Here is a 12,018-nt window from a genome sequence, read left to right on the forward strand (position 1 = left end):
CTCAGGCCCGGAGGGCGCGCGTATCCTCATAGGCGAAATCGATCAGCGCGCGCAGCTTGCGCGGCAGGCGCGGCCCGTCGAGATAGACCGCATGAAGCGGGATGCGCAGCAGCGTCTCGGGCGGAAACAGCGAGACCAGCCGCCCCGCCACGATCTCCGGCTCCAGCACGAAGTCCGGCCCATAGGTGATGCCATGCCCCGCCAGTGCCAATTCGCAGGCGGCGCGCCCGCTATTGACGCGGATCTGCGCCGGAACGGGCAGGGTGGCGATGTCTCCGCCCGCGCGATAGCGCCAATGCGGGATCGCGCTGTGATTGGTGTCATGGATGCAGCGGTGATCGGCGAGATCGGCGATCTGGTCCGGGCGGCCCGCGCGGTCGAGATAGGCGGGAGAGGCCACGACGCGCATTCCGATCTCGCCCAGCTTGCGCGCCCGCAGGGCCTGATCGCGCAGTTGCCCGATCCGAAAAGCGAGGTCGATCCCCTCGGCGGCCAGATCGGTCGCCGCATCCGAGAGCGTCAAGTCGATCACCAGATCGGGGTGGGGGGCTGCGAAGCGCGCGAGCATTTCCGCCAGATAGACCTCGCCGAAAGTGACCGGCGCGGAGATCCGCAGCACGCCCGAAAACCCGCGCGATTGTTCCGACACCGCGCCCAGAAGATCGTCGAGCCCGTCGAGCACGCTTGGCGCCTCGGCCAGCAGACGCTCGCCCGCGGGGGTCAGCCCGATCCGCCGCGTCGTGCGTTGCAGAAGGCGTGTGCCGAGGCGGTCCTCCAGCTCGGCCACGTATTTCGAGGCGAGCCGATTGGAGATGCCCAGCTGCTCAGCCCCCGCGGTGAACGAGCCCGCGCGGGCGGTGGCGACGAAGGCGCGGAGTTGTTCGGTGATGTCCATCGCTATTCAGAACAAAATGGTAAAAGTCATTCCTGATAATATCCATTTTATTCGCTAACGGAATGGCTAATTTCCTCGCTGTAACGCGAACACACCGCACAAAGGTTGCGGCTACAGGAGACAGACCATGATCGACACCAAACTCGCCCCCTACGGCATCCTCGTCCTGCGCCTTCTGACCGGCGCTTTGTTCCTCGTCCACGGGCTGACGAAGCTGTTCGTCTTCACCCCAGCCGGCACGATGGGCTTCTTTGAATCGCTGGGCCTGCCCGGCTGGCTCGGCATCCTCACGATGGCGGCGGAAATTCTCGGCGGTATCGCCTTGATCACCGGCATCTATGCGCGGATCGTATCCTTCGGGCTCGGGTTCATCCTGCTCGGCGCGGCCTTCACGGCACACTGGGGCAACGGCTTCGGCTTCTCGAACCAGGGCGGCGGCTGGGAATATCCGGTGATGTGGGCCATCGTGCAATTCGCGCTCGCGGCTCTGGGTGACGGCCTCTATGCGCTGCGCCCGACCAAACTGAAGTGACAGGAGGAGACGATGGCTAGCAGTGATGCAAATGTCGAAATCGGCCATGTGACCCTCGTGGTGCATGACCTCCCGGCGGTGGGTGCGTTCTACGAGAGCGTGCTCGGGCTGGAGCGGATCGCAGCCGACGCAACAGAGGCACGCTACGGAGTCGACGGCAAGGTCCTCGTGATCCTCAAGGCCGACGCATCGGCGCGCAAATCGAGCCGGTCGGAAGCGGGGCTGTTTCACACCGCCTTCCTGCTGCCCGAACGGGCCGATCTGGGCGCGTGGCTGACCCACGCCGCCGAGAAAAGTATCCGGCTCGACGGGGCGTCCGATCACCTCGTGAGCGAGGCGGTCTACCTGCACGACCCCGAGGGCAACGGCATCGAGATCTACCGCGACCGCGCCCGCGAAGACTGGCCGCGCAAGGACGGGATGATCGCGATGGTGACCGATCCGATCGACCTGCGCGACGTGATGGCAGAGGCCCGTGGCCCGTGGCGCGGCGCGCCGAAAGGCACGGTGATCGGCCACGTTCACCTTCAGGTGGGCGCGCTCGATCCGGCGGAGCCGTTCTATGCCGAGACGCTCGGCGCGGATGTGATGGCCCGCTATCCGGGGGCGAATTTCCACGGCTGGGGTGGCTATCACCACCACCTCGCGACCAATGTCTGGAACAGCCGCGGGGCCAAAGAGCGTCACCAACCCGTGACCGGTCTGGTCGAAGTGGGGCTGAAGGCGGACGCCGAACCGCTCGCCGCCTTCCGCGAGGCCTATGGCGACAGCGTGGCCGACCCGTGGGGCACGCGCTTCACATGGTCCGCGAAGTGATCGCGAGATAAGAGAAAGGCGCCCGCGATGGGCGCCTTTTTCACTTACAGGATGTGGTTCACATGGCCCATCTTGCGGCCCGGCTTCACCTCGGCCTTGCCGTAGAGATGCACCTGATACCGCGCGAGCTTCGCCAGTCCCGGCACCCGGTCCATATCGTCGCCGATCAGATTTTCCATCTCGACATCGCAATGGCGCGAGCCGTCGCCCAGCGGCCAGCCGGTCACGGCGCGGATATGCTGCTCGAACTGATCGACAGCGCAACCCGCCTGCGTCCAGTGGCCGGAATTATGCACGCGGGGCGCGATCTCGTTCACGATCAGCGCGTCGCGGGTGACGAAAAGCTCGACCCCCATCACGCCGACATAATCGAGCTTGTTCAGGATCTTGGCCGCCAGCAGAACCGCATCGGTGCGCTGGTTGTCGGTGATCGCGGCGGGCACCAGCGTCGTGCGCAGGATGCCGCCCTCATGCTTGTTCTGGCCCGGATCGAAGCAGGAGATCGCGCCATCCTCGGCGCGCGCACCGATCACGGAGATCTCCTTGAAGAACTCCACGAAGCCTTCGAGGATCGCAGGCGCGCCCTTCATATCCTCCAGCGCGGCAGCGGCCTCTTCGGGCGCGTTGATCACGACCTGCCCCTTGCCGTCATAGCCGAAACGGCGGGTTTTCAGGATCGCGGGGCAGCCGATCTCGGCGATCGCTTCCTGCAGGTCCTCGAGATCGTCCACGGCGGCGAAAGGTGCGGTGGCGAGGCCCAGATCGTTGAGGAAGGCCTTCTCGACCAGACGGTCCTGGCTGACGGCGAGCGCCTTGCGGTTGGGGCGGATTGGCTTGAGGCTTTCCAGGAGATCGAGCGCCGAGGTCGGCACGTTCTCGAATTCGTAGGTGATGACGTCCACGGCCTCGGCGAAGGCGCGCAGCGCGGCCTCGTCCTCATAGGGCGCGGTGGTCACCGCATGGGCCACGTCGCCTGCGGGCGGGTTCGCGCCCGGCTCGAAGATATGGGTCTTGTAGCCCAGACGCGAGGCCGCGACCGAGAGCATCCGGCCCAGCTGACCGCCGCCGAGGATGCCGATCACCGATCCATAGGGCAGGGGCTCATTCATCTTCCGGCTCCTCTTTGATCGAGGCCGAGAGCTTCTCGCGCCAGTCGTCGAGGCGCTTCGCCAGACCTTCATCCGACACCGCGAGGATGCCAGCCGCCATCAGACCGGCATTGGCAGCCCCCGCAGCCCCGATCGCCATGGTCGCGACTGGGAAGCCCTTGGGCATCTGCACGATGGAATAGAGGCTGTCGACGCCCGAGAGTGCGCGGGTCTGCACCGGTACGCCGATCACCGGCACGCGGGTTTTTGATGCCATCATGCCCGGCAGGTGCGCCGCACCACCAGCGCCTGCGATGATGACGTGCAGCCCACGCTCCACCGCGGTCTTGCCATAGGACCAGAGCCTGTCGGGAGTGCGATGGGCCGAGACGATCTTCGCCTCGTATTCCACACCGAGTTCGTCGAGAATTTCCGCCGCCTCTTTCATCGTGGACCAGTCGGACTGGCTGCCCATGATGATTCCCACTTTCACGCTCATGACGCCCCCTTTGCAGATGGAGCGCGCACTATAGGAATCTGTGCCGTCGCGGCAAGCCCCGGAGGCGCGCAGGCGCCGATCGGATTGGTCGGAGGTCAGGTTCAGGCGATGATGTCGGGGGTGAGCTGGTCTTCGATCCGCGCGATCTCGTCTTTCAGGGCCAGCTTTTGCTTTTTCAGCCGCACAAGGCGCAGCTGATCGGAATGCACGGCCTGCGTGAGCGCCAGGATCGCCTCGTCCAGATCGCGGTGTTCGCGGCGCAGCACTTCCAGTTTTACCCGCAGCACTTCTTCATGATCCATCTCGAGATGGGCGTTCATATCCGTATCGTCCGGTTCTGGTTGCGCAAAATATCATCCGCCCGACTCGGCCTCGGCCGTCAGGTGGGAGGGTCAATATAACAGGTTTCGAACGGGTTAGGAGAAAATTTGCCGTCAGCGTAAATGGTCGGCGGGGTCTTGCAGGGGGCTTCCACGCCGCCCATATTTGACCAGTGGGCTGCCGAAGATCGGGGCCCGAACTTGCAACGTCGCTTGATCAAGGGCTTGCCGAATGACGAAACTGAGTTTTGGCGCACATCCCTACCTGCTGGGCTTCGACCAGCTGGAACGGCTGGTGGAACGCACCGCCAAGGGATCGGATGCCTATCCGCCATATAACATCGAACAACGCGGCGAGGATGCGTTCCGCATCACGCTCGCAGTGGCAGGCTTCCGCGAGGAAGACCTCGCGATCACGCTCGAAGACCGGGCACTCGTGATCCGCGGCCGTCAGAGCGAAGAGGACAGCGAACGCCTGTTCCTACATCGCGGGATCGCCGCACGGGCCTTTCAGCGCAGCTTCGTGCTCGCCGAAGGGGTCGAGGTCGCAGCCGCCACGATCGAGAACGGTCTACTACATGTCGATCTGAACCGGGCCCCGCCCGAGACGATCGTGCAGACCATCCCGATCGAGCGGAAATGAACAGGCAGGAAAGGAAACGCGCAATGAATACGGAATATGATTTCGGCGATAATGCCGAGCATCCCATCGTCTATGTCCGCGAAGTCGCGGTCGTCGATCTGCCCGAGGAAATCCGGGCCGAGCTGGACGATGTCGAACACCTCTATGCGGTGCATGACAGCGATGGCGAGCGGCTCGCGCTGGTGAAGGACCGCAAGCTGGCCTTCTCGCTCGCACGGCAGAACGATCTGGACCCGGTCTCGGTCCATTGATCGGCTGAAAGGACGCGAAAGGCGCCCGGGGATTACCCTCGCGGCGCCTTTTTCATTTCCAGATGCGAGATCGCGAAAGAGGCGGCGACGCATCCGGTAAACAGGTAAAGCCCCCAAGCCGTCTCGAGCCGCCCGACGCCCACACCTTTCGCCACCACGATATAGATCGCGATCAGGAAGATATCGGCCATCGCCAGCTTGCCTAAGACGTTCAGCGTGGGCAGCAGGCGCGCGGAGGCGAGATTGAACTGGATCAGCGCGACGCCGATCACCTTCAGATAGGGGGCAAACAGGGCGAGGAAGCTGACGAGCAGGGCGAGGAACACATCGGTCCGCCACAACGTCTGCAACCCACTGAGCACCGAAATCTCCTCCAGCCCGAAGAAGGGCAACAGCCCCGCGCGCAGAAGCGGCGCGGCCCAGGCGAGGGGGAAGAGTAGCAAGAGCGCCAGATTGGCGTATTTCAGCATCGGCCGGAGCTCACCCCAAGGGGCGCTCAGGCCCCGTTACGACTTGGATTCTTTCTTCGCGATCGGCACCACGTTGGGCTGCGGGCCGTCTTCGATTTCGTAGCCCAGCAGCGGCAGGATGTCACGCAGGTCGCGCTCCAGCAGGCTGAACTCGGCACTGACCTCGCGCTCTTCGGTCTCGACATCGGTCAGCCATTCGCGCAGCTCCGAGCAGGTCCGGCGGGCGACAGAAATCTGATCGCTCAGAGTCTCGGCCTCTTGCTGGCGCTGTTCGAGGAAGGCGCGGGCGCGTTTGACTTTCTCGGCGGAATAGACCTCAGCGAGATCGCGCGATTGCAGGCTCATCTGTGCGGCCAGTTCCAGAAGTTCCGGCTCCAGCCCGCCCAGATCGGGATGCTGGCGCAGATGGGTGATCCGCTCGCGCACCGCGTCGAACTCGCCCGAGAGCGCGAAGACACCCGCGCGGTCGGCATCATGCGCGCTGCGATAGGCGCGGGCCACGTCATCCATGCCGACATGAAAGCGGCGATGGCTGCCTTCGAGCTTCGACACGCGCGAGCAGGAGGGCAGATAGAGCAACAGGATCAGCGCAAGCAAGGCCGCGCCCACCTGCAGCCAGACACCGAAATCGGGCAGGGCGGTTTCGCCGAATTGCGCCTCGAGGCTGAGCCACGGCATCAGCCCGAGCGAGGCGGCTGCGACCGCGCCGATGGCGGCAAGCGCGGTGACTGCGACAGTGACGGTGAGCGTTTGGCCAATCGCCGCGTTGAAACGGTCTAGATTGGCGCTTCCTACCTGTTCGGTTTGCATGATGTGACCTCCCCCCGGTTCCCATATTGAAGATAGCGGCCCGTTCCGGTCCGAGATTGAGTCTCGTTGGCGGATCAAGCACTTGGGGAGAATGCGCGGAAATTCGCTTGGTTCCGCAGCCTGTGTGTTAACGAAGCGTTTCGATCGGCCCTTCGGCGCGTCCATGGATGAACTGCTGGACGTAAGGGTCTGAAGTTTCGTCCATTTCCGCGATCGGACCTTCCCAGCGAATTTTGCCCGCATGGAGCATTGCAACGCGGTCGGCAATCGCCCGGACCGAGGACATGTCATGGGTAATCGTCATCGCGGTCGCGCCCATCTCGGTCACGATCTCGCGGATCAGCTCGTTGATGACGCCCGCCATGATCGGGTCGAGCCCGGTCGTGGGTTCGTCGAAGAAGATGATCTCGGGCTCTGCGGCAATGGCGCGGGCAAGCCCCACGCGTTTCTGCATCCCGCCAGACAGTTCCGCCGGATACAGGTCCGCCACATCGGGCGACAGACCCACCCGGCGCAGCTTCTCCACCGCGATCTCGCGCGCCTCCGCCTTGGGTCGTTTCAGCGCGCCGCGCAGCAGGCGGAACGCCACGTTCTCCCAGACCGAGAAGCTGTCGAACAGCGCGCCGCCCTGAAACAGCATCCCGAAGCGGGCGAGGAACGCGTCGCGCTCGCCCTCGTGGACATCGATCCCGTCGAGGGTAATCTTGCCGCCATCGGGCTCGATCAGCCCGAGGATGCATTTCAGCAGCACAGATTTGCCGGTGCCCGAGCCGCCGATGATGACGGTGGATTGCCCCGTCGGCACCACGAGATCGACGCCGCGCAGGACGTGTTTCGATCCGAAACTGCGGGTTATGGCGTCGAGGGTGATCATGCCGAGAAGAAGGCCTCCGTCAGCACGTAATTCGCGGCGAGGATCGCGACCGAGGCGGCGACCACCGCCGATTTCGTGGCCCGGCCCACGCCTTGCGCGCCGCGGCCCGAATTCATCCCGTGATAGCAGCCCATCGTGGCCACGATGAAGCCGAAGGCCGCGCCCTTCACGAGGCCCGATCCCACGTCCCAGAACTCGAGGAAATCCCATGTGTTCTTGAGATAGGTGGCCGAGTTGAAGCCGAGGCGGTTCACGCCGACCATCCAGCCGCCCATGATCCCGATCACGTCGCCGACGCCGACCAGCATCGGCACGCAGAGCGTCGCGGCCAGCACGCGCGGCACGGTGAGATATTTCATCGGATTGGTCGAGAGCGTGGTGAGCGCGTCGATCTGCTCGGTCACTTTCATCGTGCCGATCTCGGCGGCGATGGAGGAGGCTACCCGCGCGGCCACCATCAAACCGCCCAGAACCGGGCCCAGCTCGCGCACCATGCCGATTGCGGTGATCGAGGGCACGACCTGCTCCGCCGAGAAGCGCGCGCCGCCCGCGTAGATCTGCAGCGCCAGCGCGGCGCCGGTAAACAGCGCGGTCATCCCCACGACCGGCAGCGACAGCCAGCCGATATTGAGGCACGCGAGCCAGAATTCGCGCAGGTAGAAGGGCGGGCGGAGCAGGTGGCTCAGCGTCTCGCCCACAAAGAGCGACAGCCGCCCCGTCGCCGCCATCAGCGCGAGCGTAGCCCGCCCCAGCGCGGCCAGCGGTCGGCTGAGCGCCGCTGCATTCATGCGGTGGGCTCCGCGTAATTCCGGGCATAGCGGGGACCGAGCGAAGTCAGGATCTCATAGCCGATCGTGCCCGCCAGATCGGCCAGCGTATCGACGCCCTGATGCGCGCTAAGCAGATCGAGCGTGTCGGGCACCGTATCGAGATCGGTCACATCCACCGTCAACAGGTCCATCGAGACGCGGCCCCGCAGCGGGCACGCGATATCGCCTGCGTAAAGCGCGGTGATGTTCGACAGCACGCGGTGGATCCCGTCGGCATAGCCCGCCGAGAGGGTCGCGATCTTCGTCTCGCGCTCGGCGGTCCAGGTGTTGCCGTAGCCCACGGTCTCGCCGGGTTGGACCACGCGGGTCTGGATCACCGGCAGCGACAGGGTCGCCACGTGGCGCGCGTCTTCGAAGGGGCGGCCGCCGTAAAGGCCGATGCCGGGCCGCGTCACGTCGAAATGATAGTCCGGCCCCAACAGGATGCCGCCCGTCGCCGCGAGCGAGCGGCTCAGCCCCATGCCGTCGGTCATGCGTTTGAACTCGGCCAGCTGCTTGGCGTTCATCGGGTGATCGGGCTCGTCGGAACAGGCGAGGTGGCTCATCACCAGTTCGATCCCGCGCTCCATCAACTGCGGGGCGGTGGCTTGCCACTCGGCTGCCTCCATCCCGAGCCGGTTCATCCCGGTGTCGAGCTGCACGCCCACGGGGCTCTCGGGGATCGCCTGCAGATGCCGCTGCGCCTGTTCGGCGGAGTTCAGCATCGGGATCAGCCGCGCGTCGCGCAGGAAACCCGCATCGCCCGCCATATGACCGCCGAGGATGAAGATCCGCGCGTCCTCGCCCAGATGCGGCCGGAGCTTCGCGCCTTCCTCGGCCAGCGCGACGAAGAAGTCCCGCGCACCCGCCTGATACAAAGCCGGGGCCACGCGCCCTGCGCCCAGCCCGTAGCTGTCGGCTTTCACGACCGCCGCCGTGCGCGTCGCCGTGCCCGATTGCGCATCGAGAGCGCGCCAATTGCTGACCACTGCGTCGAGGTCGATATGAAGATTTGCCTGTGCCATGGCCCCTTTTTCTGCGCACACGGCCTCAGGTCAAGGGCAATCCGCGCAAGCCGCGCGCATGGCTGCGTTTCAGGGAAAGCTGCGCCCGTCTTCCAGCCGCGCAAGGATGGCCTCCGGCCCGCCCTGATGCGCCTCCCAGATCAGCACCGCGCAGGCGGCCTCGGCATAAAGCCCGTTGTCGCGCCCGGCCTGCGGCGCCCAGTCGAAAGGCGAGCTGGGCAGGTCGGCGCGCGGCAGCGCCTGACAGCGCTCGATACCCGAGCCCTGCCCGAGATAGCGCGGATCGTTCGAGACCAGAACAGAGAGCCCCTCGTCGAACCACGCGGGCATCCGACCGCGCACCTGACCCAGAACGCCCAGCCGGGCATGGGTCTCGGTATGGGTCAACTCATGGGCGAGGATCGTCTCGGTCAGCCCGCGCGGAGCCACGCGAACCACCGCCCAGGCCCCGAGCGAATAGGTCACCGCCGCAGCCCCCCGTCCGCCAAGGCGGCGGTCGCAGGCATCGCTCGTGCAGGCGAGAATGCGGGTATGGGCTTCGCGCGTCGGGTAGAATTGGCCGACGGTATCGCGCGCCGCATCGACCGTCTCGACCAGAACGCGCCGCTCTGTGCGGCTCATCTCATGTTCGACGAAAATGCCCGGCGCGGCCCGGTCCATCCCGAAACAGCGCGGGCACAGCCCCGCCGCCAGCACCGGGTAGAACCACAACAGCGCGAGCAGACCCAAAAGCCCACCCGCCAGAAGTGCCAATACTGAGACCCGGATCACGCGCCACATGCTGCCAAGATGGCGCAAGCGGCGTATTTGACCAAGCGTCAGTCGCGCGGGCGGAGAATTTGTCGCAGAGCGCCGTGCAGCGTCTGCACCTCCGAGCGCGTCATCGCGAAACGCGTCCACATGTTGCGCAGGTTGCGCTTCATCATCGGCGCCTTCGCGGGCGGGTGGAAGAAGCCCGCCTCCTCGAGCCGCTGCTCGAAGTGATCGCCCAGCTTCTCGACCTCGACCGCGCTCGCCGGATCATGGCCCGCAAGACCGGGATCGACCGGCACCGACTCGAGCGTGTGGCGCGAATACTCATAGGCCGACAGGAGCACCGCCTGCGCGAGGTTGAGCGAGAAGAATTCCGGGTTCACCGGCACGGTGATGATCGCATTGGCGCGCAGGATGTCGTCATTTTCCAGCCCGGTGCGCTCGGGCCCGAACAGCACGCCGACCTTCTGGCCCGCGACGATGCGCTTCCTCGCCTCTTCCATCGCCGCCTCGGGCGTGTAGATCGGTTTGGGCAATTCGCGGCCCCGCGCGGTGGTGGCGAAGACGTAATCGCAATCGGCCACCGCCTCCGCCACGCTGTCATAGACGCCCGCGAAATCGAGCACCTGACCGGCAGCTCCCGAAGCCATCGCCACCGCTTTCGGGTTGGGCCAGCCGTCGCGCGGCTCCACCAGCCGCATCTTGCGCAGCGAGAAGTTCAGCATCGCGCGCGCCGCCGCCCCGATATTCTCGCCCATCTGCGGACGCACGAGGATGAAGGCGGGCTGGGCGGGGTCGGGAATTTCGGGCGTGTGGGGCATGGGCGGTCCTTTCGCGCCTCTCCTAGTCGCGCAAGCTGGCACTGGCAAGGCCGCGCCGCTTGCGTTAATAGGCGGCCAAGACCCGCAAAGGAGCCTGCCCATGGCCGAAGACCGCCCGCAGATTTACCTGATCACGCCGCCCGCTTTCGACGCCGAGGAATTCGCGCCGAAACTGGCCTCGGTGCTCGATGCGCATGACATCGCCTGCATCCGCCTGTCGCTGGCCAGCCGCGACGAATACGAGATCGGTCGGATCGCCGATGCGATGCGCGAAGTGGCCCATGCGCGCGACGTGGCGCTGGTCATCGAATCCCATGTGGCCCTCGTCGAACGCCACGGGCTCGACGGAGTGCATTTCACCGACGGCGCGAAGCAGATCCGCTACGGCCGCAAGGAGCTGGGTGACGACGCGATCGTCGGCAGCTACTGCGGCAATTCCCGCCATGAGGGGATGAACGCGGGCGAGGCGGGGGCCGACTATGTCTGCTTCGGCCCGATCGGCGAGACCAATCTCGGCACAGCCGAACCCGCCGAACATGAGCTGTTCGCCTGGTGGTCGGAAGTGATCGAAGTGCCGGTGGTGGCCGAAGGTGCGCTCACCGAAGAATTGGTCACGAAATTCGCCCCCGTCACCGACTGGTTCGCCTTCGGCGACGAGGTCTGGCGCGAGGACGACCCGGCCGCAGCTTTGGGACGGTTCATCAAGGCGATGTCGTGATGCCGGATTGGCTCGGCGATAGCGACGGCCCGATGGGCGATCATGGGGCCTTCATGGAGAGCGAGCTGCAGGTGCCGCGCGCCGATCTGGCCTCCCATATCCGCCAGCTTCCGGGCGAGCGGCTGCTGATCGGGCTGGTCGGCGGCCCCGGTGCGGGCAAGTCGCATCTCGCGCATGAGCTGGCCGAGGCGCTCGGGGAGCAATCGGCCATCGTCGCGATGGACGGGTTTCACCGCGACAATGACTGGCTCGACTCGCGCGACTTGCGCAACGTGAAGGGCGCGCCGGAAACCTTTGATACGGGAGGGTTTTCGAAGCTTCTCGCGCGGCTCAAATCGAGCCGTCAGGACGAGCCGGTGCCGACCTTCGACCGTGATCTGGACGCCACGGTTCCGGGCGGCGCAAGCGTGCCGGGCTCGGCGAAATATCTGATCGTCGAGGGCAATTACCTGCTGCTGACGCGGCCCGGTTGGAGCGATCTCTACCCGCTCTTCGACCTCACGATCCGCATCGACCTGCCCGAAGAGGTGCTGCGCGAGCGGCTGACCCGACGCTGGCGCGATCAGGGCTGTGATCTGGCCGAGACGCGCCGCCGCGTCGAGGAAAACGACCTGCCCAATGGCCGCACCATCACGCGCGAGAGCCGCGCCGCCGATCTGGTCGTGCGCGACTGATCCCTTCGGCTTGGCCGAAA

At 65.5% G+C, this 12,018-nt stretch carries 17 protein-coding genes; 6 read left to right on the top strand and 11 right to left on the bottom strand.

Annotated elements, in window-relative coordinates:
• Position 1: 1 nt before the first annotated feature.
• Entirely contained in the window at positions 2 to 895 is an 894-nt protein-coding gene (locus tag BMI89_RS11220; RefSeq protein ID WP_078570986.1) for a LysR family transcriptional regulator, read from the bottom strand.
• A 127-nt stretch (positions 896 to 1,022) separates the two neighbouring features.
• Between BMI89_RS11220 and BMI89_RS11225 the strand changes: the two genes are divergently transcribed.
• A complete protein-coding gene (locus BMI89_RS11225) occupies positions 1,023 to 1,427 on the top strand; it encodes a DoxX family protein (RefSeq protein ID WP_078520821.1) in 405 nt (134 codons plus the stop codon).
• A gap of 12 nt (positions 1,428 to 1,439) precedes the next feature.
• Positions 1,440 to 2,243: a VOC family protein gene (locus tag BMI89_RS11230; protein ID WP_078570987.1), complete on the top strand. Its 804-nt coding sequence runs from the start codon at positions 1,440 to 1,442 to the stop codon at positions 2,241 to 2,243.
• A gap of 44 nt (positions 2,244 to 2,287) precedes the next feature.
• Here BMI89_RS11230 and BMI89_RS11235 read toward each other — a convergent pair whose 3' ends face one another.
• The 3 genes from BMI89_RS11235 to BMI89_RS11245 form a co-directional block, all read right to left on the bottom strand.
• On the bottom strand, positions 2,288 to 3,352 hold the full coding sequence (locus BMI89_RS11235) for a 5-(carboxyamino)imidazole ribonucleotide synthase (protein WP_078570988.1): 1,065 nt from the start codon (positions 3,350 to 3,352) through the stop codon (positions 2,288 to 2,290).
• On the bottom strand, positions 3,345 to 3,830 hold the full coding sequence (purE, locus tag BMI89_RS11240; protein ID WP_078540720.1) for a 5-(carboxyamino)imidazole ribonucleotide mutase: 486 nt from the start codon (positions 3,828 to 3,830) through the stop codon (positions 3,345 to 3,347). The genes BMI89_RS11235 and purE overlap by 8 nt, the downstream gene beginning before the upstream one ends.
• Before the next feature lie 101 nt (positions 3,831 to 3,931).
• Positions 3,932 to 4,150, bottom strand: a complete 219-nt coding sequence (locus BMI89_RS11245) for a DUF465 domain-containing protein (protein WP_078520817.1) — start codon at positions 4,148 to 4,150, stop codon at positions 3,932 to 3,934.
• Positions 4,151 to 4,382: 232 nt separating this feature from the next.
• Between BMI89_RS11245 and BMI89_RS11250 the strand changes: the two genes are divergently transcribed.
• Together BMI89_RS11250 and BMI89_RS11255 are read left to right on the top strand one after the other, a co-directional pair.
• Positions 4,383 to 4,793, top strand: a complete 411-nt coding sequence (locus BMI89_RS11250; protein WP_078540722.1) for an Hsp20 family protein — start codon at positions 4,383 to 4,385, stop codon at positions 4,791 to 4,793.
• Positions 4,794 to 4,816: 23 nt separating this feature from the next.
• Positions 4,817 to 5,044 (top strand): DUF1150 family protein, encoded by a 228-nt coding sequence (locus BMI89_RS11255; protein ID WP_078570989.1) that lies wholly within the window; start codon positions 4,817 to 4,819, stop codon positions 5,042 to 5,044.
• 32 nt (positions 5,045 to 5,076) lie between these two features.
• Here BMI89_RS11255 and BMI89_RS11260 read toward each other — a convergent pair whose 3' ends face one another.
• The 7 genes from BMI89_RS11260 to BMI89_RS11290 all read right to left on the bottom strand — a co-directional run bounded on the left by BMI89_RS11260 (position 5,077) and on the right by BMI89_RS11290 (position 10,606).
• Complete coding sequence (locus BMI89_RS11260) at positions 5,077 to 5,514, bottom strand: paraquat-inducible protein A (RefSeq protein ID WP_078570990.1); 438 nt, start codon at positions 5,512 to 5,514, stop codon at positions 5,077 to 5,079.
• A gap of 36 nt (positions 5,515 to 5,550) precedes the next feature.
• Entirely contained in the window at positions 5,551 to 6,324 is a 774-nt protein-coding gene (locus tag BMI89_RS11265) for a DNA repair protein (protein WP_246832019.1), read from the bottom strand.
• 127 nt (positions 6,325 to 6,451) lie between these two features.
• The gene (locus tag BMI89_RS11270; RefSeq protein ID WP_078570991.1) at positions 6,452 to 7,198 is read right to left on the bottom strand and encodes an ATP-binding cassette domain-containing protein; all 747 of its coding nucleotides are present in this window, start codon (positions 7,196 to 7,198) and stop codon (positions 6,452 to 6,454) included.
• On the bottom strand, positions 7,195 to 7,986 hold the full coding sequence (locus BMI89_RS11275) for an ABC transporter permease (RefSeq protein ID WP_078520812.1): 792 nt from the start codon (positions 7,984 to 7,986) through the stop codon (positions 7,195 to 7,197). Before BMI89_RS11275 ends, BMI89_RS11270 begins: the two co-directional genes overlap by 4 nt.
• Positions 7,983 to 9,032, bottom strand: a complete 1,050-nt coding sequence (gene alr / locus BMI89_RS11280) for an alanine racemase (RefSeq protein ID WP_078570992.1) — start codon at positions 9,030 to 9,032, stop codon at positions 7,983 to 7,985. The genes BMI89_RS11275 and alr overlap by 4 nt, the downstream gene beginning before the upstream one ends.
• Before the next feature lie 69 nt (positions 9,033 to 9,101).
• Positions 9,102 to 9,803, bottom strand: coding sequence for a hypothetical protein (locus tag BMI89_RS11285; RefSeq protein WP_143593890.1), 702 nt, complete (start codon positions 9,801 to 9,803; stop codon positions 9,102 to 9,104).
• Between the two features lie 47 nt (positions 9,804 to 9,850).
• Complete coding sequence (locus BMI89_RS11290; RefSeq protein WP_078570994.1) at positions 9,851 to 10,606, bottom strand: RNA methyltransferase; 756 nt, start codon at positions 10,604 to 10,606, stop codon at positions 9,851 to 9,853.
• Positions 10,607 to 10,706: 100 nt separating this feature from the next.
• On the opposite strand from BMI89_RS11290, the gene BMI89_RS11295 reads away from it, so the two are divergent.
• Both BMI89_RS11295 and BMI89_RS11300 read left to right on the top strand, forming a co-directional pair.
• Positions 10,707 to 11,324 (top strand): thiamine phosphate synthase, encoded by a 618-nt coding sequence (locus BMI89_RS11295; RefSeq protein ID WP_078520808.1) that lies wholly within the window; start codon positions 10,707 to 10,709, stop codon positions 11,322 to 11,324.
• A complete protein-coding gene (locus tag BMI89_RS11300; protein ID WP_078570995.1) occupies positions 11,324 to 11,998 on the top strand; it encodes an AAA family ATPase in 675 nt (224 codons plus the stop codon). The genes BMI89_RS11295 and BMI89_RS11300 overlap by 1 nt, the downstream gene beginning before the upstream one ends.
• Positions 11,999 to 12,018: the final 20 nt, after the last annotated feature.

It is taken from the genome of Thioclava sp. F36-7 (genome assembly GCF_002020075.1).
GTDB lineage: Bacteria > Pseudomonadota > Alphaproteobacteria > Rhodobacterales > Rhodobacteraceae > Thioclava > Thioclava sediminum.